The 24813-nt window shown below is 59.5% G+C and carries 18 protein-coding genes; 13 read left to right on the top strand and 5 right to left on the bottom strand.

What is annotated here, in order from left to right; translation table 11 throughout:
* Positions 1–6 precede the first annotated feature (6 nt).
* The 4 genes from H585_RS0108505 to H585_RS0108490 all read right to left on the bottom strand — a co-directional run bounded on the left by H585_RS0108505 (position 7) and on the right by H585_RS0108490 (position 5011).
* Positions 7–2118 carry a chemotaxis protein CheA gene (locus tag H585_RS0108505; protein ID WP_027367516.1) on the bottom strand — a complete coding sequence of 704 codons (2112 nt, stop codon included), beginning with the start codon at positions 2116–2118 and terminating at the stop codon, positions 7–9.
* Positions 2119–2197: 79 nt separating this feature from the next.
* Positions 2198–2560 carry a response regulator gene (locus H585_RS0108500; protein ID WP_005983635.1) on the bottom strand — a complete coding sequence of 121 codons (363 nt, stop codon included), beginning with the start codon at positions 2558–2560 and terminating at the stop codon, positions 2198–2200.
* Positions 2561–2565: 5 nt separating this feature from the next.
* On the bottom strand, positions 2566–2871 hold the full coding sequence (locus H585_RS0108495; protein WP_027367515.1) for an STAS domain-containing protein: 306 nt from the start codon (positions 2869–2871) through the stop codon (positions 2566–2568).
* Between the two features lie 277 nt (positions 2872–3148).
* A complete protein-coding gene (locus tag H585_RS0108490; RefSeq protein WP_027367514.1) occupies positions 3149–5011 on the bottom strand; it encodes a methyl-accepting chemotaxis protein in 1863 nt (620 codons plus the stop codon).
* Positions 5012–5532: 521 nt separating this feature from the next.
* Between H585_RS0108490 and H585_RS0108485 the strand changes: the two genes are divergently transcribed.
* Entirely contained in the window at positions 5533–6234 is a 702-nt protein-coding gene (locus H585_RS0108485; RefSeq protein ID WP_027367513.1) for a methyltransferase domain-containing protein, read from the top strand.
* Between the two features lie 89 nt (positions 6235–6323).
* Here H585_RS0108485 and H585_RS0108480 read toward each other — a convergent pair whose 3' ends face one another.
* Positions 6324–7055 carry a class I SAM-dependent methyltransferase gene (locus H585_RS0108480; protein WP_244432500.1) on the bottom strand — a complete coding sequence of 244 codons (732 nt, stop codon included), beginning with the start codon at positions 7053–7055 and terminating at the stop codon, positions 6324–6326.
* 213 nt (positions 7056–7268) lie between these two features.
* Here H585_RS0108480 and H585_RS0108470 point away from each other — a divergent pair, with 213 nt between their 5' ends.
* The 12 genes from H585_RS0108470 to H585_RS0108415 all read left to right on the top strand — a co-directional run bounded on the left by H585_RS0108470 (position 7269) and on the right by H585_RS0108415 (position 24769).
* Positions 7269–8495 carry a glycosyltransferase family protein gene (locus H585_RS0108470; RefSeq protein WP_027367511.1) on the top strand — a complete coding sequence of 409 codons (1227 nt, stop codon included), beginning with the start codon at positions 7269–7271 and terminating at the stop codon, positions 8493–8495.
* The gene (locus H585_RS0108465; protein ID WP_027367510.1) at positions 8495–9733 is read left to right on the top strand and encodes a glycosyltransferase family 4 protein; all 1239 of its coding nucleotides are present in this window, start codon (positions 8495–8497) and stop codon (positions 9731–9733) included. Before H585_RS0108470 ends, H585_RS0108465 begins: the two co-directional genes overlap by 1 nt.
* A gap of 3 nt (positions 9734–9736) precedes the next feature.
* Complete coding sequence (locus H585_RS0108460) at positions 9737–10855, top strand: glycosyltransferase family 4 protein (RefSeq protein ID WP_027367509.1); 1119 nt, start codon at positions 9737–9739, stop codon at positions 10853–10855.
* Positions 10855–11472: a histidine phosphatase family protein gene (locus tag H585_RS0108455; protein ID WP_027367508.1), complete on the top strand. Its 618-nt coding sequence runs from the start codon at positions 10855–10857 to the stop codon at positions 11470–11472. The genes H585_RS0108460 and H585_RS0108455 overlap by 1 nt, the downstream gene beginning before the upstream one ends.
* Entirely contained in the window at positions 11469–12629 is a 1161-nt protein-coding gene (locus tag H585_RS0108450; protein WP_027367507.1) for a glycosyltransferase family protein, read from the top strand. Before H585_RS0108455 ends, H585_RS0108450 begins: the two co-directional genes overlap by 4 nt.
* Positions 12626–13408 carry a polysaccharide deacetylase family protein gene (locus tag H585_RS0108445; RefSeq protein ID WP_027367506.1) on the top strand — a complete coding sequence of 261 codons (783 nt, stop codon included), beginning with the start codon at positions 12626–12628 and terminating at the stop codon, positions 13406–13408. Before H585_RS0108450 ends, H585_RS0108445 begins: the two co-directional genes overlap by 4 nt.
* Before the next feature lie 122 nt (positions 13409–13530).
* Complete coding sequence (locus H585_RS0108440; protein WP_027367505.1) at positions 13531–14229, top strand: ABC transporter permease; 699 nt, start codon at positions 13531–13533, stop codon at positions 14227–14229.
* 10 nt (positions 14230–14239) lie between these two features.
* Positions 14240–15004 carry an ABC transporter ATP-binding protein gene (locus tag H585_RS0108435; RefSeq protein WP_034627539.1) on the top strand — a complete coding sequence of 255 codons (765 nt, stop codon included), beginning with the start codon at positions 14240–14242 and terminating at the stop codon, positions 15002–15004.
* A gap of 10 nt (positions 15005–15014) precedes the next feature.
* On the top strand, positions 15015–19907 hold the full coding sequence (locus H585_RS0108430) for an FtsX-like permease family protein (RefSeq protein ID WP_027367503.1): 4893 nt from the start codon (positions 15015–15017) through the stop codon (positions 19905–19907).
* 6 nt (positions 19908–19913) lie between these two features.
* Positions 19914–21890: a DUF6785 family protein gene (locus H585_RS0108425; RefSeq protein ID WP_027367502.1), complete on the top strand. Its 1977-nt coding sequence runs from the start codon at positions 19914–19916 to the stop codon at positions 21888–21890.
* A 39-nt stretch (positions 21891–21929) separates the two neighbouring features.
* The gene (locus tag H585_RS0108420) at positions 21930–23891 is read left to right on the top strand and encodes an OPT family oligopeptide transporter (protein WP_027367501.1); all 1962 of its coding nucleotides are present in this window, start codon (positions 21930–21932) and stop codon (positions 23889–23891) included.
* A gap of 14 nt (positions 23892–23905) precedes the next feature.
* Entirely contained in the window at positions 23906–24769 is an 864-nt protein-coding gene (locus H585_RS0108415; RefSeq protein ID WP_027367500.1) for a hypothetical protein, read from the top strand.
* The last annotated feature ends 44 nt before the right edge of the window (positions 24770–24813 follow it).

Below are 24813 nucleotides of genomic sequence, written 5' to 3'. Positions count from 1 at the left end.
TTCCTTTCACGTGCAAGACTCCAAAACCGAGCGAACCAGGCGCGGAATGTCCAGAATAAGGGCCATACTTCCGTCACCTTTGATGGTTGCGCCGGAAATACCCTCAACCTCTCGATAAACCCGTCCCAGCGATTTGATGACTGTCTGGTGTTCACCGATGACGTGATCCACGACAATACCCACCCTATTGTCACCCTGAGATGTAATGACGACCTGCTCGATCTCAGGGGCGGTGCCGGAAATGTCGAACCACTCACGCATGCGGATATAAGGCACCACTTCCCCTCGCAGGTGAATGATGCGCTGTTCGCGACGCCCATTGCCTTTGGTCCCGATCAATTCCACGCACTCCTCAACCAGAGAAAGCGGGATCACGTAGAATTCGTTTTCAACCTGGACCTGCAAGCCGTCGATAATGGCCAGAGTCAAGGGCAGTTTGATAGTGATAGTCGTGCCCAAGCCTTTGTTGCTGGCAATGTCGATGCTGCCCCGCAGGCTGTCGATGGCCTGCTTGACCACATCCATGCCGACTCCGCGTCCCGAGACGTTGGTCACGGCCTTGGCGGTGGAGAAACCAGGGGCGAAGATAAAGTTGAAGATCTCCTTCTCGCTCAACTCGGCATCGGGAGAGACCAGCCCTTTTTCCACGGCCTTGGTGAAGATGGTTTTCGCATCCAAGCCCTTGCCATCATCGAAGATGCGGATTAGCACGTCGCCGCCCGAGTGCTCGGCTGTGAGCTTGATGGTCCCATGGCGAGGCTTGCCCTGAGCCAGCCGCTCGGCTGGAAGCTCGATGCCATGATCGATGGAATTGCGCAGAAGATGCACCAGTGGATCGCCAAAGCGCTCAATGACTGTCTTATCCAATTCAGTTTCGGCGCCTTCCGTCTCCAGCTCTATCTCCTTGCCCAAAGCGTCCGATAGGTCTCTAACGAGTCTCTTGAACTTGCTGAAAGTTGTGCCGATCGGCAACATGCGGATGCCCAGAGTGCTATCGCGCAACTCGTCCGAAAGCCGCCCCAATTGCTCCGACAAAGCAGCCAAGTATGGGTCCTTACGCTGGACCACATACTGATTAACCTGGGCCTGAACAATGACCAGCTCGCCAACAAGGTCCACCAGCTTATCCAACTTTTCGGCCGCCACGCGAATGCTGGAAACAGACTCCTGGGGCTTGCGCGCGCCCCGTCCGTCCTTAAGTGCGGCTTGTTCGGCCAAAGCCGAGGCCACTTGCGCCGGGCTGACAATACCGCTCTCGGTGAGGATCGCACCAATGCGCTTCTGGCTGCCCAAAGCCTTGAGCAAGTCCTCCTCGGTTATGTCGCCTCGATCGACAAGTATCTCGCCCAGCTTCTTGTGCTCGCCGTTGACCTCGACATTCAAGCCGGGCTCTACCTTGTCAATCGAGATCTCGCTGTCGTCCTCGACAAAGATGAAGACATCCTGCAGCGCCTGCCGCCCTGCCCTGGTGACGATGATCACATTCCACCAAGCGTAGCAGGCATCCGGTTCATAGGCGGATAAAACGGGAACATCATCCAGGTGCGCCGTAACCTTGCATGTGCCGAGCGCTGCGAGTTCCTCCAAAAGTGCCAGCGGGTCAGTGCCAGACAAGAAAACATTTCTGGGAGGCTTAAAGTGGATGCGGAAAATTTCAGCATCTTCATTCACGGCAGTCGGGGGTTGGATACTGGACTCGGGCTTTGGCTCCGGGAGGGACGCAAAGACTCCGGCTTGCCCTAAAAGGGATTTCAGCGATTTGACGATGCGCTGCGAGGCGGCAGGGTCCTGATCAATTCCCGATTCAGAGCCGCTAAGCATGGCCATGATTCTGTCCCGGGCGACCAATGTCAGATCGAGCAACTCTTTACTGACCGCAAGTTGACCGTTACGCACCAAATCGAAAACGGTTTCCACCTCATGGGTGAACCTGGCGATGTCGTCGAACCCGAACATGGCGCCAGAGCCTTTGATGGTGTGCATGGCCCGAAAGACACGATCAATGGTCTCGCGGTCGTCGGGGGTCGCCTCCAATTCTAGCAGAGCGCTTTCCAACTCCGAGAGAAGGTCGTGCGCCTCCTCCTTGAATGCCAGCCTGTTAAGATCGTCACGGGACATGGATTCCTCGCTTCCCTGTCTGCAATCCCTGCGTTGCTTCAGGCAACAACTCTGGGCGCGCGACAGGTCGCTGTCCCGCTTAGCGCAGGACCTTGTTCACCACCGCGAGAAGTTGCTCGGGTTTGAATGGCTTGACTATCCAGCCCGTAGCACCGGCGGCCTTGCCATCTTGCTTCTTCTCGGCCTGGGATTCAGTAGTCAGCATGATGATTGGTATGAATTTATAGGTCGCCTGGGCGCGAACCTGCTTGATAAGCTCAATGCCATCCATGTTAGGCATGTTCAAATCGGTGATGATCATGTCCACCTGACCTTTGAGCTTGCCCAGGGCATCCTTGCCATCCACCGCCTCGATAACGGTGTGCCCTTCATTCTTCAGCGTGAAGCTGACCATCTGGCGGACGCTGGCGGAATCATCCACGGTCATGATCGTCTTGGCCATCCGGCTCATCCTCCCTCTGCGATGTGCGGCGCCAGGGCATCGCGCACCCCGGCGGTTTCAGCTAGCGATGTGAGATATTCATTCAGACCGGTGAAACGGACATCGAATCCCGACGCTTCCATGGTCGTGGCGAAAGAAATCAGCAACTGAAACAAAGAGATGCCTGCCCTGGTAACCTGGGTGAGATCCACAAGCCCCGGCCCACCGGCAGCCGCGGCCTCAGCCAGAAACGCCTTGAGGTCCGCCGCATGCTCAATGGTGAACTCTCCACTCAAGACAAGTCGATCGTCCACTTTTTCGCAGTCACCCATATTTCTCTCCCTGCGTTGTTGCGCTGGGCCATTCGTCAACTATTGTTCACAATCTCTTGCCGTGGACAAGGCCATGGCGACTATAGAATAGTTCCTTAGAGCGATGCCAGACATTGCAAATATGTTTCGTTACTTGAGACATCAAAAGTCAATTAAAGCTTTTCTTGCAATGCCTTTCGCCAATCTCTACGAGCTAGCCATTTATAAAGCTTAAATATCTTGCTTTGTGCATTTATGCAAGTTCGTAGGTAGGACATCAGACTTGCGCAAAAATGCCCTAAAATAGCTCCACATTGTCACCGAGATCGTCACTGCCACTTGGAGCCGCTTTTTTGGTTCGATCAAGACTCGTCACGCACGCTGCAGGTTGAAAGCTATTGGAGTTCTCCAGAGTCTGACCAGAGTGACCAAAGGTGCTCATGTGAATGATGCGCTCGGCATCCATGGTATATCTGTCGAGCATAGCCCTGAGCCGCTCCGAACGCAGTGCATCATCACTGTGCGGGACGATATGTCTAGCTTCCTGACCGGCCTGCTCCAGTCTGGCTTTGGATTCCTCGAGCTTGTGAGCTACATCGTGATGGAACGTCAGACCCTCCACCGTATCTTCAATGGAGTTGGCCAAGTCTCCCACCGAAGTGCCGATAGTCGCCAGCCCAGAGCCAACCCGTTCACTAATGTTGCGCAAGCTGCCCGTCAGGTCGCCCATACGCGCGATCATGGCAGCCACCTGCCCGCGGTCAATAGAAGCATCGGCATTGCGGAGCAATGCCTCGGAAGCAGTGGAAATCTGCACGAGAACAGAAGATACAGCCTCTGTCTGATCTCTGGCTTCCACGGAAAGATGCTGAATGGCTTGTGCCAACACGCCCAAGGCCTTGCCTTCATCTCCGGTGTGCGCAGCCTTGACGCTCGCGTTCAGAGCAATAAGCTCGATTTCCGCACCCACGTCTTCAATGTCGCTAACGAAAGCTGACATTTCAGCGATGGTGTTGGCAACATCGCTCATGATCCCGCCCACGGCCTCGCCCTGGCTGGCATATTCACGCATGGACTCGGTGATGTCTCCGACGCCTTGCTCAATCTGGTCTAGGACACTAACCCCAGACCCTCTATCGGCCGAGACGGACAGCGCTAAAGAGCTACTCAACGCAACGGCGTGCCGCGCTATGCCCCCCATATGCTCACTCAAGCACTCCAGAGCAGAGGAAAACTGACCGGCTGCGTTATGTAGTTGGGAAGCTTGCAGGGTACAGACGTCGGCTACCCAACTCACCAAATCCTTGCCCTCAGGCTCAAGCTCAGCTTTGGCAAGGTGTGGTTGAAGCAGCCCTAAGCCCTCTTCCAAGGCCTCGGCAACATGCTCAACCTGCTGGCGCACGATATCATGAAACTGCAGGGATGAGACGACCTCGCTGATCTCGGCGGAAATGTTGCGAGCCTTGTCCGGCAACTCGGACGATACCTGTGCGGACTTGTGCGTCAAGTCCACCAGCGAGCGCAGGTTGTCTTCGATGCCGCAAAAAATGTCGGTCGAACATGTCTGCTGCATGTCCAGAATGGATGTAGTCCGTTCGCGCACCGAAGCTACAAGCTCACACAAGGATTCAGCCTTTTGAGTTATCTGGGATGAATGCGCAACAATGGTGTGGGCCAGCTTTTCCACATCGTCGGCCAGGGTGGTGAACCCCCGCCCCATGCTACCAAGCCTGGCGCTCTCGATGCGCGTCGATATGCCAAGCATTTGCAGTTTTTTGACGATGCGCCGGAAGTCCTGGCTGAGTGCTTTAAGCTTACGGGAAACCTCCAGGATGGAATCGAGTTCCCGCAGGCTCTGGCCTGAAGAATCCCGGCCCACTAGGTTGCGCATGCGCTCAAGCTCGGCAGACAATTCCCCGACTCTTCTGTCCAGTTCGTCTCCCGAAGTTAACCCTGCGAGATCCGAGGCCTGACGCGTCAAATCAAGTACGGAGCGAGTAAATTCCTGAAGTCTAGTCCCCAACGCAAGAAAATCCGTCTCTCGGCCCTCAATTGCCTTGCCAACGGCCTTGGCCACACTTTCGAGCGCCTCGCCAAGCGGCTTGAGGGATCGTTTTTTACCCGCCTCGGCAAACGCCATGCCCTGTACGCCCAATTGCATCACCTGCTCGGATTCCTGTCGTGAAGAAAACTATGTCATGCCGCTCATGCACGAAATTACCAAGCACAGTCGACCGCACGCTCGCCTTACACGGCATGCATGCTCCCACCCATAGCGGACCGGCTCTCCATCGCTGGCCATCGCCTTATGCTTGCTTCTCTTTCCAGATGAATGACCTTTCATTTCCCCATTTTCAAGTGGAAAAAACGCAATACTAGTTTCGCATTGCTTCTTCTCACACTAACGCTTCAGAACTGAACATCTTTTTATTATGCGAGCCCTTCTACATGGATATCGCTGGATAACGCGATTACTTTTCCAATCATGAAGCACAAATCCCCCGCACAGGCCATTGGAGCTCTATCCAGGTAGTTTGCAAGAACTTGACCATATTATCAGAATACCGTGGCAATCCCGTGTTTTCAGTGTAAACTTAAGACTACCGCCGGGGTTCCAGGAAACCTGACGCGGAATTAGCGTACGCTGCGGGATGTCTGGAAAAAACCAGGAGAGCGGCCAGCATGGAATTTGAACCGAACGAATTGGAGCGGTACATCGGGAGCCTGCCTGCTGAAAGCGTCTGGCGCCCGGTGCGTGATCATGCAGGCAAGCTGTTGCGTCGAGGCGGCGGTAAATTTCCCGACATACTTCCAGAGACATTGCATGGAGTCGAGTTGACAGGCAGAAGCATCGTCGACCTTGGCTGCAACCTTGGCGCCTACTCACTCCTGGCGGCACAGGGTGGAGCGGCCAGGGTTCTTGGCGTGGACATCGATCCAGCAGTTGTCGCCGGTTGCCGTCTTCTGGCTCTAGATTACGGTCTTACCAACACGGAATTTCGTGTAGCTGACTTCCTCAAGGAAGACTTGAAGGAAACCTTCGGCCTAGGCATGCTCATCGACTTCATCGGTAGGTCCGTGGTGGCTAAAGGCAAGCTGCACGCATGCTTGAAGGCCGTGGCACAGGTATCGCGTAGTGAACTGCTCTTTACCCTTCGGCCGGAATACAACAGCCAAAACGACTTGGGCTGTGATCACGACAGTCTGTCCGCATTCTACCCTCCTGGCTTCCTTCGGCACGGACGTGTTCAAGTCCTGGAGTATGCGGCGGAGATCCTAAAGCAGGATTGGGAAATCAGCGTGGATTGTCCAGGCCGCTTCCGGGAGCACAACCTCAAAACCCGTGTGCGAGCTTTCCGCAAAAGCAGCTCTGACAGCAAGTAATGCTCTTCCGATAAGGTCGCTTGGCCAGCACGCGGTAAGTCCGGCCGGCGCCCGCCATGGCCTCAACAGCATGATTCCGTGCCTGCAGGTCAGCGTTTGCGGTACAATCCGATCCAGCCTGTTTTATGGCCCAAGAGCTTTCCTGAGCAGCGAAAAGCCAAGGCCAGCAAGAAGTTGCACACTTTAGGAAGCAAGTCGCCTCGTTTGAGTATCAAGGCACGGTTCAAGCGCAGGCGCCAGGGGCTTCGCCGAAACCGAATGTCCACAAGTTGCAACGTGTGCCGGGAGTAAGATTGCACCTGCTCGTCGCCCTTGCCGAAGAAATCCTTGATACCTTGCGGGTAATAAGGCTTCACGTGGTCGAAATCGAGAAAAAAATCCTTGTGCATAAGGGGTGAAACAACAAGCAGCCACCCTCCCGGCCTTAAACGATCAAGATAGTCGTCCAGGAACTCCAACAGCTTGTCGAACGGGAAGTGCTCAATGACATGGGCCATGACCAGCAGATCGTAAACCGCTTGGCCTACGCCTTGACAGAACTCTTCAGCTCCATGCACCCGCAGCCCATCTTGCCTGGCCAGCTTCACTTGCGCGGTGTTTTTTTCCACGCCCTCCACGTTTGAGAATCCCAGACTTTGCAGAAGGCGCATTTTGCGGCCAAAGCCGCAACCCACATCCAGCACGGATAACTCTCGCGGCAAGGGCTTCAGTGCCTTGGCAATCTCTGCGCTCTCATCCCGAGCCAGGGTCTTTGTCGCGCGCTCAAGCCATGTTCGCATACCGCCCTTGCCTGATCGGTTAGTGTTCAGTTCAACATTCATGATACATGTACATACTCAAGCTTGAAGCGGCAATGGCTGTGCTTTTCATCGGCTATATTCCTGAGAGCTGCGTGAACATACGAAAAAGCTACTCCATGGACAAAAAACTATTTTTCATTCAAAACTGGTGAGAATGCCCATCTCGGTTCTGACGGGGGCTTGTCGAGTTGGGTGAACACCGCTGCGCGCGACCGGGAGAATGAGCCAGGACGAATGAGCAATACTTTCAAGATCCTGATGTATTCCCATGATACCTATGGGTTGGGGCACATCCGGAGGACGCTGGCCATTGCTTCCCAGCTCCGACGCCCAAATGTGAACATCCTCATTCTTACCGGCTCGCCCATCGTGGGCCGTTTCGATTTTCCCGAACAAGTCGACTTTGTGCGCATCCCGGGCATGATCAAGAAGAGCAACGACCTCTACCTGCCGCATTCCATCCGCATCGAAGCCCAGGAAGCCATGAATATCCGCCAAAGCATCATCAAGGCTACGGCCAAGGCTTTCGAGCCTGACCTATTCATCGTGGACAAGGCCCCCCTGGGGCTCAAGCGTGAAGTCATTCCAGCGCTCAAGTGGCTGCGGAACACAAGTGAGGTTTCCTGCCGAACGGTCCTGGGCTTGCGGGACATCATGGATGACGCACGCAGCACCATCGAAGACTGGCGCAATAAGCGCGTCTATGACGCGTTGGAAAAGTACTATTCCGAGATATGGGTCTATGGGCATCGTGAAATGTACGATCCTATCAAGGAATACGAAATACCAGAGAGTATAAGTCAAAAAATGATCTTTACTGGCTATCTTCCGCGCAAGCCGCTTATCAATGGTCATGATATCTACAAAGGAAACGGCATGAACGGTTGTGGCACCGGCAGCAATAACGATGCAGGCCTTTTCGGCGCCAAGGAAAAACGGGTGCTCGTGACCACGGGCGGGGGGGGCGATGGATACAAGCTTATGGATGTCTATCTGCGCATGTTGGAGACATGGCCGGCGGAGCATCGTAGCATTGTCGTCACGGGACCGTTCATGCCCACTCCCGAGCGCAAGGACATAGCCGCGCGCGCCAGGAAACTTGGCGTACGTTACTATCACTTCTGCCGCCAGATGGAGCAGCTCATGGCCGCGGCCGATCTGGTGGTGAGCATGGGCGGCTACAACACGATTTGCGAAATCCTCAGCCAGCGCAAGGTCTCGCTCATCGTGCCCCGCGAGACTCCGCGTTTGGAGCAGCTCATTCGAGCCCAGGTGCTCAAGGCCAAGGGGTTGGCCGACTACTTGGCTTGGCAGGAACTGACACCTGACCGACTGCGGAGCAAGATCGAGGAGCTGCTGACCAACCCACAGCCCTATGTCGACGCCGTGCAGGGTTTTCGCTTCACTGGTTTGGAAGTCATGCGCCAGCGGTTGGCAGCGTTCCAGGCAGGGGTGGTCTGATGGAGCGCAACGTTATCGGCATGATCCTGAAGGGCTATCCGCGCATTTCCGAGACCTTCATCTCCAACGAAATACTGCAGTTGGAGTCCCTGGGCTTCCGTATCCATATAATCTCCATGCGCGAACCGCGCGAGGACTTCACTCACGGCAATGTGCGGCGCATCCGGGCACAAGTGAGCTATCTGCCTACCGAACTGACCACCGGACTACCTCGCCTGCTGCCGCCTTTCCTGAGTCTGTGGCGCGAACGGCCGCGCGAAACTCGCGCCGCCCTGGCTCTTGCCTGGAGCAGATATCGGCGCACGCGCCGGCTGGCCACGCTCAAGCATTTGCTTCAAGGTGCCTACATCGTCCGCAAGATTCTGCCCGGCTCGGGTATCACCCACCTGCACGCCCACTTTGCCCATTCGCCGACCTCCGTGGCCATGTTCGCCTCGCTGTTCAGCAGGCTGCCTTTCAGCTTCACGGCCCATGCAAAAGACGTCTGGACCCAGGAGGCTGAACAGCTTGGCGAGAAGATCGACCTGGCCAGGTTCGTGGTCACTTGCACCCGTGCCAATCGCGAATACCTGACGAGGCTGGGAAGTGGACGCACGCCCGTTCATGCAGTCTATCACGGCATCGACCTGCGCTTCTTCGCGCCCAATGGCCGGCTTCCGACTGCGCGGCCTCCCTTCCGCATCCTGACCGTGGCCCGGCTTACAGGCAAGAAAGGCCTGGACACCGTGCTCCGGGCCATCAAGCTGCTTCGGCAACGCGGGCTTGCCTTTCGCTACGAGCTCGTGGGCGATGGCGAGCAGCGGGCGCAGCTGAAGGCCTTGGTAGGCGAACTTGGCCTGGAGGATGTCGTGAGCATGCCGGGCGTGCAAGCCCATGAGGTGATCCGTGAACAATTCAGGCAGGCCGACGTTTTTGTCCTGGGCAGCAGGATCCAGGAGAACGGCGACCGCGACGGAATCCCCAACGTACTGGCCGAGAGCATGGCCATGGGCGTGCCCGTGGTGGCAACATCGGTTTCAGCCCTGCCCGAGATCGTGGAGGATGGCGTCACAGGCCTGCTCGTGCCGCCTGACGACGAGCAGGCCATGGTCGCGGCCTTGGAGCGCGCGCTCACAGACCAGGATCTGCGCCGGCGCATGATTCCGGCCGCCCAGGACAGGGTAAGGCAATGCTTCGACAACCTGCGGCTCATCCAGAACCTGGCTTCAATCCTGCGCCATGAAATTCCGGGGACCTGAAGCATGCGCATCGCCTTTTATGCTCCATTCAAGCCCCTGGGACATCCCAATCCATCCGGCGACCTGACCATCGGCACAGGGCTGCACGATTTCCTGAGCCTGAACAACGAGGTTGTTCAGGTCAGCCGTCTGCGCAGCCGCTGGATCTATTGGAAGCCGTGGCAATGGCCGCAGGTATGCCTGGAGCGCATACAGGCGCAGCGCGCCGCTAAAGGGTGCGACCTGTGGCTGACTTATCATACCTACTACAAGGCTCCGGACCTGCTCGGCCCGGCCTGCGCGCGCAGGCTCGGTGTGCCGTATGCCGTGTTCCAGGGCATCTACTCCACCAAGACGCGCCGCAGTCTCAAAACATGCCCAGGCTTTCTGCTCAACCGAGCAGCGCTGCGAGCCGCGTCTGTGGTGTTCAGCAACAAGCGAGACGATCTTACCAACCTTGCGCGCATCATCCCCAAGGACCGCCTGCGATATATACCGCCCGGCATCTTTCCGGAGCAATTCGCATTCGATCTGGATGCCCGCGAACGGCTGCGCAAGGAATGGGATACGGGCGACAGATCCGTTATCCTATCCGCGGCAATGTTCCGTGACGACGTGAAAACCCAAGGACTGACCTTTCTGCTCAAAGCCTGCGGCAAGCTTGCTGCCCAAGGCAAGGACTTCCTGCTGACCCTGGCTGGCGATGGCGTCATGCGTCCCCACCTGGAAGCATTGGCCCGTGAGCAGCTGCCCGGCCGGGTCATCTTTCTCGGCCAGGTGCCTAGGGAAAAGCTCTTTGAGAATTACAGCGCCGCCGACGTGTTCGCCTTTCCCGGCATACGCGAGTCCCTGGGCATGGTCTTTCTGGAGGCGCAGTCATGCGGCCTGCCCGTGGTGGCGTTTGACGGCTGGGGCATTCCGGAGGTGGTGGCCAATGGCGAGACTGGCCTGCTCTGCCGGCCATTCGATGAGGACGCCTTTCGTGCGACCCTGGCCAAACTGCTGGATGATGCAAAGCTGCGCCGGAGCATGGGGCTAACTGCCGCTGATCGTGTGCGATTACACCATGATTTGAACCGCAACTACCAGCAGGTTGAGTCAGAGCTGCGGGAAGTGGCGCGTAGAACCCAGGGGAACAACTGATGGCTGTCACACGCTTCCTGCTCATGCGCCATGCTCCCACGGTCTGGAATCAGGAGCGGCGTATCCAGGGCCAGTGCGACACGCCCTTGTCGCCACAGGGCTTGAACCTGGCCCGAAGCTGGGCGTTGGTCTTGCGCAACCATGATTTCCAGGCAGTGCTGACCAGCGATCTGCGCCGGGCCCAAGAAACTGTCGAAGCTGTTACAAATGGCAAGGAACTGCCGAGCATGGCCGATCCCCGGCTGCGTGAGCAGGACTGGGGGCAGTGGACAGGCCTGCTCCTATCCGATTTGACGGCTAACGAGGAGTTCAAAGCACAGGCAGAGCAAGGCTGGAATTTCCGTCCGCCGGAAGGCGAAAGCCGCAGGCAAGTCCTGCACAGGGCCTTGGCCGCACTGGAGGACGCCGGCCACCGTTGGCCAGGGCAGAATGTACTTGTGGTCACCCATCAGGGTGTCATCAAGTGCCTGCTCTATCATGCGCAGTCACACCCCATGCTGCCCGGCAATCCTTTGCTGGAGAAGGGCTACCGGCTCTACCTTCTTGACCTGGAAGAACAAGGATTGTTCCAACGAGGGGCTGGGTGGCCGCTGCCGGAAATGCTGGAGACGCCATGAGAGTTGCTTACTACTGCCAGCATGTGCTCGGCATGGGCCATTTCTTCCGCAGTCTGGAGATCGCCAAGGCTTTGGCCGACCATGAGGTGGACCTGATCTCGGGCGGCCCTGAGGTGCGTGCCGAGTTGCCTCCGCATGTATCCCTTTTCCGTCTCCCCGGACTCATGATGAACGACGACTTCTCCGAGCTTTACCCCTTGGAGCCCGGTCGCAGCCTGGAGGAGGTCAAAAACGAGCGCGCTCGGCTGCTCAGCGAACGGTTTCTCCTGTTTTCTCCAGATCTGTTCCTGGTGGAACTCTTCCCCTTTGGGCGCAACCAGTTCAGCTTCGAGCTCCTACCCCTGCTCCAGGATATACGCGACGGCCATTTCGGTCCGGTCAAGGTGGTCTGCAGCCTGCGCGATATCCTCGTTGAAAAAAGTAACCAAGAAAAATACGAAGCGCGCGTCGTGAAGCGGCTTAACGAGTTCTTCAACCTGCTGGCTGTGCACGCGGATCCGGCCCTGCTGCGCCTGGACGAAACCTTCGGAAGCCTGGATCGGGTGCGTATCCCGGTACGCTATACAGGTTTCGTGACTACCAAGCCTAGATCGGGTGCCGGGATTGCCTTGCGCAGGGAACTCGGTCTGGAGCCTAGTCAGAAGCTCATCGTGGCCAGCATAGGCGGCGGGAAAGTGGGCGGCAGACTCCTGTTTGCCGCATTGCAGGCCTTCGCTCGCCTGGGTCTCTCGGGTGCGCGGATGCATGTCTTCAGCGGACCATACATGGAAGCGAGCGAATTCCTCGCCTTGGAGAAACTGGCTTCGGCCATACCCAGCGTGATTCTTGAGCATTTCACCGACCGCTTCCTGGATTACCTGGACGCGGCGGACCTGTCCTTGAGCCAAGCCGGCTACAATACGGCCATGAATATCCTGGCCACGGGAGTTCCTGCCCTGGTCTGGCCTTTTGACCAGAACCACGAACAGCGCCTGCGCGCCGAGAAGCTGAAACAACTCGGTGTGCTGGGCATACTGGAAGACGCCGATCTGGAGCCCGAACGCCTGGCCGTGCGCATGGCCCAGGCAATGGAAGCCGGCAGACGATCCGGGCCGGCGCCGGTCGACTTGGATGGAGCAGCCAATACGGCCAGGCTGCTCCAGGATCTCGCATCATGACCGCATACGCCCCCTGTGAACTCTGGCTTCGACCGCCGGCGGATACCTTGGAGCGTCTTGAACGGACCCTTGAACGGGCATCCGGACGGCAGGCTACGATCTTCTTTCGCGCCGATGACATCGGACTGCCCGGCAGACAATTGGCGCGTATGACGGACCTCTTCGTCCGTCACGACGTGCCCTTGGCTCTGGCCGTAGTCCCGATTTGGCTGCCCCTGCGGCATACGGAACTGAAGGGCATGCTCGCGCCCGGAGGAGCTTTATGGTGTCTGCACCAGCATGGCTTCCGGCATGTGAACCATGAGCAGGGAAACCCTTCGGGGAAGAAAAGCGAGTTCGGACCGGCACGATCCGCCGAAGCCAAGCAAAGGGATATATCCAGGGGCCGCGACATCCTGGAGAGCTACCTCGCAGGACGAATTTCTCCTCTGTTCACTCCGCCTTGGAATCGCTGTGATGGCGAGGCTCTGGATATCTTAGCCGAACTTTGCTTCCGGGCGGTATCACGTAGTGCAGGGGCGCAGCCCGCTTCCCCTCCCAAGATGATGGAACTGGCGGTCAACGTGGATCTGCACACGCGCAAGGAGCCTACGGCCCAGGCCGCTCTTGACGCACTGCTTAACGAGTTGGAGCAGAGCCTGGCCACGGGACTGTGCGGCATCATGCTCCACCATCAACGCATGAACCGAGCGGCGCTGGAATTCCTGGACTGCCTGCTGGTCGCTCTCAAACGGGCCGCAGGCCTGCGCCTTGCTCATCCGACTGATCTCATCCGGTGATCCCATCTGTGACACACTGTAACTTGCACCGCGAACCGGTTGCATTTTCCCCCTCATGGGATACCGTAGCACGAGTAGCCTCAAGCCGAATGGGCATGATTTCCTGACAAGGCGGGAGCGAGATGAGCGGCAAAAGACAGGAAAACGTCAGCAGCACGCGACAAAGCAACATCGCCAAGCAAGTCGTACTGCCCTTTCGCAAATCTCTGGAAATCAGCATTCAGAGCCTGCGCGTGCGCTTTTTCCGCTCGCTTATCACTACCCTGACCCTAGTACTGGCCGTGGCCTTTCTCGGTTATGTCCTCATATCCTCGGATGTGGCCACGGGCCTGCTGCGCAGCGGCGATCCAGACTTGCGGGATTCCCTTGTCCAAGCAGGCTATGATCTGCAGCAAGGAGTCCGGGAGGCGGGCAGCAGCGCCACGGAGCGCTGGATCGTGCTCCTGTCGCTGCTGGTCTGCACCGTGGGTATTATCAACGCTCAGCTCATGGCTGTCACCGAACGCTTTCGCGAAATCGGCACCATGAAATGCCTTGGGGCCCTGGACAGCTTTGTGTTGCGGCTCTTCCTGCTGGAGGCGGGAATCCAGGGAATCTTGGGAGCCGTGGCCGGCGCGCTGGTGGGGGCCTTGGGCGCTCTATTGATGGGACTGGCTCGTTTCGGACTCCCGGTATTGAAAACACTTTCCCTGCCGACCGTGGGATTGTCGCTCCTCGCAGCCGTAAGCACGGGTTTTCTGTTGAGCGTGGCCGGCGTGATCTACCCGGCCATCGTGGCCGCGCGTATGCAGCCGGTGGAAGCCATGCGCGTGCAGGAATGAGACAGCCGGCATGAATACAATTCACACAAATATTCAGGGCCGCACCATTGTCAGGGCCATGGGGGTGCGCAAGGTCTTCCGCCTGGGCAAGATCGAGGTCGAAGCCCTGCGCGGCATCGACCTGGAGATCATGAGCGGAGAGTACGTATCCATCATGGGGCCATCCGGCTCGGGCAAGAGTACGCTCTTCAATATGATCGGCGGCCTGGACAAGCCCAGCGAAGGCAAGGTCTTCATCGACGAAGTGGATGTGGCTCAACTGGACGCCTACGAACTGGCTTGGCTGCGCAACCGCAAAATCGGCTACATCTTTCAAACCTTCAACCTCATCCAGGTCATGACCGCCCTGGAGAACGTGACCTTGCCCATGATTTTCGGCGGCGCGAGCAACGATGAAGCCGTGGACAAAGGCATCAAGCTCCTGCGCCTGGTGGGCTTGGACAAACGCTTCGACCACAAGCCCCAGGAGTTGTCGGGCGGCCAGCAACAGCGCGTGGCCATCGCCCGCTCCCTGGCCAATGACCCAGCCATCATCCTGGCCGACGAACCCACGGGCAACCTGGACCTGTCAACGGGCGAGGAGATCATCACCCTGCTCAAGACCTTGAGCCGCGAACAGGGCGTCACGGTTATAACCGCCACCCACGACTACAAGATGCTCAATGTCTCGGATAGGGTAGTCTGGATCGTGGACGGCCGCATCGACCGCATCGAGAATCGCTCCGAGCTCAAGATCGAGGTCGGCACTATCTCAAGCAGGGCCCAGGCCGAATAAGGATGCGGCAATGATGCGCACGCGGCCCAGCCTGGCACGAAAAAGCCCGCCCGGCACATTCCGAAGATACTGGCCTGCTTTGCTGGCCGCCCTGCTGGCGGGCTTGATCTCGGCCAAAGTGGCGGCCCAACCGTTGCCGGAGGTCGCTCGGACCATCACCGCCCTTTCGGCGGTGGAGGACCGCAGCACAGGCACGCCGGGCGCGGCCAAAGCCGCCGCATACATCTTCGATCAGCTCAAGGTCCTGGGCTATGAGGACCTTGGTCGCCATGCCTATCTGACGCCGATGCGCGTCCACCGAGGCAGCCGCATCCGCATCGGCGGGCGTGAGACGGCCATCACACCCTTGCAGCTCAACGCCATTACGCCGAATACCATCCCACCACCTGGGGTCTCCGGTCCACTGGTCTACGTGGGCCGGGGTTCGCCTTCCGAGATGGACGGCAAGCCTGTGCAGGGCGCCATCGTGCTCATGGACATGGACTCCGGCCGCAACTGGCGCACGGCGGCGGCCCTGGGCGCAAAGGCACTCATCTATGTGGACCACGAGCCGAGCATCAAGGGGCGCTTCGAGGACAAGCACGAGCTGACTCCCCTGGATTTTCCGCGCTTCTTCATGACCGGAAGCGAGGCTGAGCAACTTCTGCCCGGCTTCCGGGACATGCAGGCCGGGAACGCGCAGCATCCCGAAGCCGTGCTCGTATCCAACGTCATCTGGGAACGAGCCGCGTCCGAGAACATCTTCTGCCTCGTACCCGGAGTCGACAAAAAACTTTCGGAAGAGCTGGTGGTAATCGAGGCCTTCTACGACAGCACAGCCTGGGCCTACGGCCGATCCCCCGGTGCGGACGAAGCCTCGTCCGTGGCGGGCCTGCTGCATCTGGCGCAACACCTCAAGGAGAATCCTCCGGGCCGCTCGGTGCTTCTCGTGGCTACAAGCGGACACGCCCAAGGCCTTGCCGGTTGGCGAGAATTCCTGTGGGCCATGCAGGCCAAGGGCAAATACCTGCGCGACCTGGAGCGCCATCAACGCAGCCGCATGGACGAAGCCGAGGAAGTTCTAAAGGCTTTGGACGAGGCGGCTCCCGTAGCCGCGGCCTTGCCGGGTTCCCATGGCCCTCTGGCCAAAGCCATGGACGATGAGTTGAAACAGGAATCCGAGCGCGTGGCCAGGGAACTCATGCGCCTGCGTCTATTGGGTGAAGGGCGCAATGAAACCCGCATCCGCGCGCTGACCGACTATCGGGCGCAGATCCGCCAACTCACCTGGGGCTTGTCCCCGGAACTGGTGTCAGCGCAGCAGAGCGAAACACTCGAACGCATGCTGCCCCGCATACGGCGGACGCAAGAAGCTGTCCTGACCGATGCCGAGGAACAACTTGCTTCCCTGCGTAGTTCACGGGACATGCGCGGCATGGTCGCCGTGCGCGAGGTCGCGGCCAGCATCTCCTTGTACTTGTCCAGCGGCGGCGACGGTGTTGGAGCCTTCGCCAACGAAGGTTTCATGTACGCCATTCGGCCGGACCGCAACTACAGCGGTTCCTTCTCGCTCATCAGCCGCGCCGCTGACCGTGCGGCGGGTCAAGCCAGCGCAAACCCTGGCAGCTCCGAAGCGCAGGTACGTTTCGTCAATGCCCTGCGCCCGGACAGCCTGAGACCGTGGCGGAGCTGGTTTCTGGACCAGCCGCTCATGGGCGGCGAGCTGGCTAGCCTAGCCAACTACGTGGGCATCAGCCTAGCCACCATCAACGACGCTCGGCCCTGGTGGGGCACACCATACGATACGCCTGGACACATGGATCTGGAACGTCTGTCGCGCCAAATACGCTTCGTCTCCGGGCTGGTCACCGAACTGACGCGTACTCCGACGCCACTGGCCGACGAACGGCCGCGCCTGGGCTTCGCCACCCTGGACGGCCAGGCCAGTTTCCTGCGCCAGGGCGAGCTGTTTCCGGACCAGCCCGCGCCCGGCACCGTGATCCAGGCTTACCAGGACAACGGAGTGTTCTACGCCATGACCGACACCGAAGGCATGTTTCGTCTGGTGGGCGTGGGCAATAAGAAGGTCATCGTGGGCAAGGTCATCCTGGAGGCCTACCGTTTCGATCCCGTGAGCGGTAACGTGCTCTGGGCCATCGACAAGCGCGGCACGGGCAAGGACGCCTACCGGGTCAAGATGAACCGGCTCTTCGAAGAGACGCGGCTGACCATGTTCGCGGCGGACCAGATGACGGTCTTCAACACCCTGGAACCGCGCACATTCGCTTTCATGACCAAGATCGCGCTGTTCGACTCCCGGCGCGACGCCGAGCCAAACCGCTTCTGGTACAGCCGCATCGACACGCGCGACTCCACCCTGCTCAGCTTTTACCTGGAGCCGGGCATCCCGCTCAAGTACACCCTCTCGGATACATTACTGAACCGCAAGATGATCATGACCAATGCCGTGCCGGGACAACCCGAGGGCGTTGGCTACCTGCCCGAAGAGTGGCCGCTCATCCCGCGCACCGAGTATCATGCGGCCAAGGATATGTGGGCGCTGCTCCTGCCGCGCATCGACAACCTGGAAGAGCACGGCGTGGTCAACGAGCGCATCCGGTCATTGCGCCAGGAAGGGCTGGACGCCTTCAACGAGGCTGAACGGGCCTACGCCGAGCAGCGCTACTCCGACTTCCTGGAATCCTCGCGCGTGGCCTGGTCCCTGGCCAGCCGGGTCTACAACGACGTGGAAGCCACCCAGCGCGACGTGCTCCTCGGCGTGCTGTTCTACGTGGCCTTGTTTGTGCCCTTTGCCTACTGCGCCGAGCGCCTGCTGTTCAGTTTCGCGGACATCAAGCAGCGCATCCTGGCCCTGCTGGCCATTCTGGCCGTGGTCATCGGCATCATCTACAATGTGCACCCGGCCTTTCAGCTCACTTACAGTCCGCTGGTGGTTATTCTGGCCTTCTTCATTCTGGGCCTGTCCATGCTCGTGTCGCTGATCATCTTCCTGCGCTTCGAACGGGAAATGGCCGGCCTGCAGCGGCGCACCAGCAGCCAGGGCGCGGAACTTGGCCGCTGGAAAGCCCTGGGAGCGTCCTTCGCCATCGGCGTGAGCAACCTGCGCCGGCGTAAGATGCGCACCTTGCTGACCACCTTGACCCTGGTGCTGTTGACCTTCACCATCATGAGCTTCACGGCGGTCAAGAGCGTACGCGAAAGGGGCGCCAGCCTCTTTTCCAGGCAGACTCCCTATGCCGGACTGCTCATGCGTTCCCTGGCCTGGTCCAGCCTGCCGCCCGAAGCCATGCCCATCGTGCGCAACAAATTTCGTGGCGCGGCTCTCGTGGGTCCGCGCATCTGGCTGGAAGGCAGCGCCAGGACCTCGGCAGCTTTCGTGCCGCTGGAAACGGATGCCGGCCACGAGTTGGCCCGCGGGCTGGTGGGGCTTTCACCCCAGGAGCCGGAAATCAGCGGCATGAACCGCATCCTGGTGGGCGGGCGCTGGTTTGCGCCGGACGAAGAACGGGCAGTGCTCCTGCCCAATCGCATGGCCGAGCGCCTCGGCATCGATCCCGGCAATCCTGAGGGAGCTACCGTGAACGTGTGGGGAATACCCTTCACGGTCACGGGGGTCTTTGATGGCGGTCGGCTCACGTCAGAAACAGACCTGGACGGGGAGCCGGTTACACCCGCGGTATTCCCCAGCGAGACTGTGCTCGGCGTGGCTGAAATGGAGGCCGGGGAAACCGAGTCCGAGCAGGACTTGCGCACTGTGCAGACGCGCTACGAGCACGTATCAGGCGAGGTGACGGTCATCGTGCCCGCCTCCACGGCCATGGCCCTGGGCGGGCAACTCAAGGCCATGGCCATCCGGCCACCCGCGCCCGGAGACGTGCCCAGGCTTGCCCGGCACATGGTGGATCGATTCGGCCTGCCGCTCTTTTGCGGCATCGTTCCGGAGGGCGTCAGTCCTGGAAGCGAGTCCGCAGGGACCTATCTTTTCTACGCCGCCGACACCCTTGACTACTCGGGCCTGCCGAACGTGGTGGTGCCCGTGCTCATCTCCGCGCTCATAGTGCTCAACACCATGATCGCCAGCGTGTACGAGCGCAAGCGCGAGATCAGCGTGTACACCTCCGTGGGCATGGCCCCCACGCATGTATCCTTCCTGTTCGTGGCCGAGGCTCTGGCTTATGCGGTCATCAGCGTGGTGCTCGGCTACTTGCTGGCCCAGATAGCGGCCCAGGTACTCGCGGGCACGCCCCTGTGGGCCGGCATGACCGCCAACTACTCTTCGCTTGGCGGCGTGGCGGCCATGATCCTGGTCATCCTCGTGGTGCTGGCATCGGTCATCTACCCATCCAAGGTTGCCGGCCAGATCGCCATCCCAGACGTTAACCGCTCCTGGTCCATGCCGGAACCGGACGGCGACGAGATGGTCGCCACCCTGCCTTTCCTGCTCAAGCGCGACGAACAGCGCTGCGTGGGCGGCTACCTGGTGGATTATTACAAAGCCCATGAGGATATATCCCACGGCCTGTTCTCTTCGGACGACATAGCCTACCGCTATGCCTGCCCCATGCCGATACGTGGTAGCGTGACCGACACGATCGGCGAGCCGAGCGGTGAGGACGAATGCCTGCAGATGAGCGCCAAGGTCTGGCTGGCCCCCTTCGACTTTGGCGTACGCCAGCATGTGCAGCTCATCTTCTGCCCGGCGCGGGTCAGCCCTGAATTCCTGGAAATCCAGGTGCGCCTCAAGCGGGAGGCAGGCGAGCACGGAGCATGGAAGCGTATCAACAAGGGGTTCCTCAATGATTTACGCAGACAACTGTTGGCTTGGCGCTCCCTGGGCCAGGAGGACAGAACGCGCTACGAGGATCTCATCATTTTCCCCACTCCAGAACCACAGCAGGCGTAGGGAAGCATGGGCAGGAACATCCGCGCACGCGCCCTGATGGTGGGCATCGTTTTCGGACTGCTCATCTGCCTGGCCACGCCCTACCACAACATCTATTTGATGGGCACGCTGCTGGGCGGCGGTCACTTTCCCCTGGCACCGTTCTTCATCTTCGCCTGGCTCATGGTGCTCATATCCGCCACGGCGCGCGTCCTGCGGCGGCCGCCGCTGCTCACGGGGCTGGAACTGCTGTGCGCCTGGGCGATCATGGTCGTGGTTTCCGGCATCCCTTACACCGGATTGCTGCGCACGTTTCTGGTCAACATAACGGCGCCCTTCCAGTTCGCCACCACGGGTAATCGCTGGGACGAAGTGCTGCATCCGATCATGCCAAAGGGACTCTATCCGCAGGATCCTACAGCCGTGGAAATTCTGTGGAACGGTCTGGATCGCGGCTTCGACATGGGCTGGTGGGAAATCCTGTCCAATATCCCCTGGCAGGCCTGGATAACGCCGCTTTCCTGGTGGGCCGTGTTCATCCTGCTTTCCTACCTGACCATGCTGTGCACAGTTAACATTCTCAGCCGCCAATGGATCGCCAACGAACGCATGAACTTCCCGCTTTTGCGCCTGCCGCAGTTCATGGAAGAGGTCATGGACCAGCAGCGTCTGGGAAATTTCCTCACCGACCGCTACCTGGTCCTGGGCCTGCTCGTGCCCACACTTCTGCACACTATAAATGGCCTGAACTTCTACCATCCGCAGGTGCCGGCCATACCCACGCTGATTCCCATCGGCCCCTATTTTCCTCCCACAGGCCTGTTCGCCGGTTTCGCCAAGCTGCGTATCTACTTCTATCCGGCCTTCATCGGTTTCGCTTTCCTGGCCGCGCGCCAGATCTCGCTCAGCTTTTGGTTTTTCTATCTTTTCGGCTCGTTCATCTTCGGCATCCTGGCTCTGATCGGACTCTCCGTGCCGCCGGCAGCCTTGGGAGTGTCCTTCGGCCCCACCTTGGCCTTTCCGGAAGAAACGCAAATGATCGGGGCATGCGTCGTCTTTTTCCTGTTCATCCTCTGGCTGGCCCGCTTCCATTTGGCCCAGGTGCTCAAGGCCGCCTTCGTTCCCGGCGGAGAACCGCCACGCGAAACCGAGTGGCTATCCCTACGCTGGTCCTTCTGGGGGCTAATGCTGGGCGGCTGTGGTCTGGTCGCTTGGTGCATGTATTTCGGCATGGGCCTGCCCATGGCCCTTTTGGTACTGCTGGCCTTCTACATGATGACCATCGTAGCCACGCGCGTGATCTGCCAGGGCGGCATCCCCTATTTCACGCTCACCGCCGCGCCGCTCGACGCCATCCTGGCCTTCATGGGCTCCAAGTTGTTCACCGCCCAGGGCCTGCTGCTGGCTGCCGTGTCCCAGAAGGTACTCTACGCCGACCTGCGCGAGTCACTCATGCCCTCGTTGCTGCACGCCTCCAAAGTCAGCGAGCAGACTTCGCGCAAGCGGCTCATGCTTCTGGGCATCGTGCTGGTCATCCTGCTCGGCCTGGTGGCCAGCTTCGCGGCCATGCTCGTGCTGGCTCACCGCTACGGCATGCGCGAGCTGAACCTTGAGTGGTCCACTACCACCACGGTAAGCGTGTACGAGAACGTACAGCGGCTGCTGGAGGTCCCCAGCGATGCCCGTCCCTTCGTCATGCTCTTCGCCGCCATTGGAGCGGCGGTCATGCTCGGGCTCATCGTCTGCTACCAGCGCTTTTACTGGTGGCCGCTGCACCCCCTCGGCTATCTGGCCACTTACAGTTCGGCCATGCGCATTCTGTGGTTCAGCTTCTTCGTGGGCTGGGCCGTGAACGAGCTGGTGCTGCGCTACGGCGGCATGGGCCTGCACCGCAGGGTACGCCTGTTCTTCTTCGGGCTTATCCTGGGCGATTTTCTCATGGGCGGCATATTCGCGGGACTGGGCGTATGGACAGGGTCGAGCTACATGACGATGCCCGACTAACGGCAGATCATCGAGAGAAACGGACGGGACGGAAGCCGAATGTACGAGGACAAGGAACTCCGCGAGTATCGGGACCTGCTGCAGCCGCCTGAGCATTTCGAGCAAGGCTTCGACTGGAAGACCTTGGTCGGCGCGGTGTTCATCGGTTTCCTCATGATGCCCGGCTCCATGTACCTGCAGCTCGTCATCGGCCAAGGCATTGGCCCGGCCGCGCGCTGGGTGACCATCATCCTGTTTGCCGAAATCGCCAAGCGTTCCTATACGCAACTAAAACAGCAGGAGATATTCCTGCTCTACTACATGGCGGGCGCTGCCCTGGCCTCGCCTTTCCAGGGTCTACTCTGGCAACAGTATCTGGTGCAGTCCGACGCCGCGCGCATGCTGGGGCTCGCCGAGTACATCCCCTCCTGGGTGGCCCCGCCCGCCGCGTCCGAGGCGCTGGCCGAGCGTTCTTTCTTCCATCGCGACTGGCTCGTGCCTATCTTGCTCCTGTTCGGCGCGCAGCTCATCCAGCGCATCGATCAGTTCGGCCTGGGCTACGCCATGTACCGCCTGACCTCGGACGTGGAGCGCCTGCCCTTTCCCATGGCGCCCGTGGGTGCGCTAGGCACCATGGCCCTGGCCGAATCCACCGAGGAACGCGAAAAGAGCTGGAAATGGAGGGTGTTCTCCATCGGCGGGGTCATCGGTCTGGCCTTCGGAGCTGTTTACGTTCTGCTGCCCACGGTCTCGGGCCTCGTGTTCACCCAACCCGTGCACATCATTCCCATTCCCTGGATCGAGCTGACGCCCCACACCCAGGACTGGCTGCCGGCCGTGGCCACGGGACTGCAACTCGACCTGGGGCTCCTGTTCGTGGGCATGGTACTGCCTTTCTGGGCCGTCATTGGCGGCGGCATCGGTGTGCTGTTCACCTTCATCGCCAACCCGGTGCTGCTCGATCAGGGCCTGCTGCGGCGCTGGCAGCCCGGCATGGGGACCGTGGACACTATCTTCGCCAACAACTTCGACTTCTACCTGAGCTTTTCCATCGGCCTGGGCTTGGCCATTGGTCTTCTCGGAATCTGGCATGTGCTCAGGACCCTCCGCTCAAGCGAGCGCAAGGATCGAAATTCGCTACACATCCTGCTCCATGGCAAACCTGAGCGCGGAGATATCAACTTTTTCCTGTCCATCGGCATCTATGTTGTCTCCACCCTAGCCTACATCGCCTTGTGCATGGCCCTGGTGCCGAGCTTTCCCTGGTTCTTTTTCGCCCTGTACGGTTTTGTCTATACGCCCTTCATCTCCTACGTTTCGGCGCGCATGGAAGGCATAACTGGCCAGTTCGTGACCCTGCCGCTGGTGCGCGAGGCCTCTTTCATTGCTGGCGCGCGCTACTTCGGCTACACCGGCATCGAGATCTGGTACGCACCCATCCCCATCCACAACTACGCCGAATCCACACTGGAATTCCGTCAGATCGAGCTTACCGGCACCAGCCTGCGCGGCATCATCAAGGCCGAGGTCGTTGCCTGGCCCATAGTATTCGTGGCAAGCATACTTTTCTCGCAATTCCTGTGGCGCCTGGCGCCCATTCCCTCCGCGGCCTATCCCTATGCCGCGGAGCTGTGGCATCTGCAGGCCCTGAACACGCTGCTTATGCAGACCTCGACCCTGGAGGGCAACTCGCTCTTCTTCCAAGCCCTCAGCGGCCCCATCGTGCTGGCAGGAGCGGTGCTGGCGCTAATCCTGTACAATATTCTCAGTATCCTGGGATTGCCGCTCATGCTCGTGTACGGCCTGGTACGGGGCCTGGGCCAGACGACACCGCACACGCACATCCTGGAAGTCGCGGGAGCGCTCCTGGGCCGTTTCTACTTCCTTAAGCGTTTCGGCAAACCCTGGCGACAATACGCGCCCGTACTTCTGGCGGGATTCTCCTGCGGCATGGGCCTGGTGGGCATGTTCGCCATGGGCTGCACGCTCATCCTCAGCTCTCTCAACAAACTGGCCTACTGATGGATGCGATGGCCATGGACACGCACTACTTGGCCTGGAACGGCCTGAGCCTCACACGTCCGGCAGGCTGGGACCTGGCTGCCCTGGGACGCCAACGTCTACAGCTCGCAAGAAATGGAAAGCCGATGCTGGATGTACGCTGGAATCGCATCCGCGGGCGCTTCTCCTTCGACGCGCACCTGCGCAAGCTGGAAAAGGCGCACGACAAAAAACACGGGGGATTCTCAGTCACGAATGACCATAAGCGCTGGGACCTGGGTCCCGACATGGCAGCCCGTTCATTTGTTTGGGGTGATTCGGGCAAGGGCGGCAGGGGCGCCCTCCTCCATCATTCCGCCTCTTCAACAGCCATTCTGGTCCAAAGCAGCGGTCCCGCTGAGCAGGCCGAGGCTGTCTTATCCTCCCTGCACTGTCATTGGGCCGATCCACTCGTGCCCTGGGCCGTGTACGACTTGCGCGCCCAGACGCCGGGCTGTTTTCATTTGGAAGAATACGCGCTGCAGCCCGGGCGCTACCGACTGGCCCTGCGTTCCAGCAGGCAGCGGCTTGTCCTGCACCGGTTGGCGCCGGCCGACATCCTGCTGATCGGGCGCAGCTTGGTCATGTGGAGCCGTAAACACTTCGAGGCAGCCATCAGACGCTGCCACCTGATGATGGAGGAAACCGGAGATGTCGATGCCGTGACTTGGCGCAGACCGCTGCCCCCTGGAAGGCTCGCCAGCGCGACGGCCCTGCTGTTAAACCGTCCTGTGCACGCCTACATACGGGTCTGGCGGCCTGCCGGCCATAACCGCCTGCTGTGCGTGGAGATGCAGGGGGCCACACCGCTGGATAAAGATATGATTAAACAGGTAGTGAATTCGTATGCGACTGTCTAAGGGCAATACGGTAACGCATTCACAGCTGAGCCGGAAGGAAGCCC

It is taken from the genome of Desulfocurvibacter africanus subsp. africanus DSM 2603, assembly GCF_000422545.1.
Taxonomy (GTDB): Bacteria; Desulfobacterota; Desulfovibrionia; order Desulfovibrionales; family Desulfovibrionaceae; genus Desulfocurvibacter; species Desulfocurvibacter africanus.
This window is presented reverse-complemented; position numbering and strand designations above follow the sequence as displayed.

What these genes read in the sequence shown, in the direction of transcription:
- H585_RS0108505 (WP_027367516.1), bottom strand. Translation starts at nt 2,118, where the DNA reads ATGTCCCGTGACGATCTTAACAGGCTGGCATTCAAGGAGGAGGCGCAC.
- H585_RS0108500 (WP_005983635.1), bottom strand. Translation starts at nt 2,560, where the DNA reads ATGGCCAAGACGATCATGACCGTGGATGATTCCGCCAGCGTCCGCCAG.
- H585_RS0108495 (WP_027367515.1), bottom strand. Translation starts at nt 2,871, where the DNA reads ATGGGTGACTGCGAAAAAGTGGACGATCGACTTGTCTTGAGTGGAGAG.
- H585_RS0108490 (WP_027367514.1), bottom strand. Translation starts at nt 5,011, where the DNA reads ATGCAATTGGGCGTACAGGGCATGGCGTTTGCCGAGGCGGGTAAAAAA.
- H585_RS0108485 (WP_027367513.1), top strand. Translation starts at nt 5,533, where the DNA reads ATGGAATTTGAACCGAACGAATTGGAGCGGTACATCGGGAGCCTGCCT.
- H585_RS0108480 (WP_244432500.1), bottom strand. Translation starts at nt 7,055, where the DNA reads ATGAATGTTGAACTGAACACTAACCGATCAGGCAAGGGCGGTATGCGA.
- H585_RS0108470 (WP_027367511.1), top strand. Translation starts at nt 7,269, where the DNA reads ATGAGCAATACTTTCAAGATCCTGATGTATTCCCATGATACCTATGGG.
- H585_RS0108465 (WP_027367510.1), top strand. Translation starts at nt 8,495, where the DNA reads ATGGAGCGCAACGTTATCGGCATGATCCTGAAGGGCTATCCGCGCATT.
- H585_RS0108460 (WP_027367509.1), top strand. Translation starts at nt 9,737, where the DNA reads ATGCGCATCGCCTTTTATGCTCCATTCAAGCCCCTGGGACATCCCAAT.
- H585_RS0108455 (WP_027367508.1), top strand. Translation starts at nt 10,855, where the DNA reads ATGGCTGTCACACGCTTCCTGCTCATGCGCCATGCTCCCACGGTCTGG.
- H585_RS0108450 (WP_027367507.1), top strand. Translation starts at nt 11,469, where the DNA reads ATGAGAGTTGCTTACTACTGCCAGCATGTGCTCGGCATGGGCCATTTC.
- H585_RS0108445 (WP_027367506.1), top strand. Translation starts at nt 12,626, where the DNA reads ATGACCGCATACGCCCCCTGTGAACTCTGGCTTCGACCGCCGGCGGAT.
- H585_RS0108440 (WP_027367505.1), top strand. Translation starts at nt 13,531, where the DNA reads ATGAGCGGCAAAAGACAGGAAAACGTCAGCAGCACGCGACAAAGCAAC.
- H585_RS0108435 (WP_034627539.1), top strand. Translation starts at nt 14,240, where the DNA reads ATGAATACAATTCACACAAATATTCAGGGCCGCACCATTGTCAGGGCC.
- H585_RS0108430 (WP_027367503.1), top strand. Translation starts at nt 15,015, where the DNA reads ATGATGCGCACGCGGCCCAGCCTGGCACGAAAAAGCCCGCCCGGCACA.
- H585_RS0108425 (WP_027367502.1), top strand. Translation starts at nt 19,914, where the DNA reads ATGGGCAGGAACATCCGCGCACGCGCCCTGATGGTGGGCATCGTTTTC.
- H585_RS0108420 (WP_027367501.1), top strand. Translation starts at nt 21,930, where the DNA reads ATGTACGAGGACAAGGAACTCCGCGAGTATCGGGACCTGCTGCAGCCG.
- H585_RS0108415 (WP_027367500.1), top strand. Translation starts at nt 23,906, where the DNA reads ATGGACACGCACTACTTGGCCTGGAACGGCCTGAGCCTCACACGTCCG.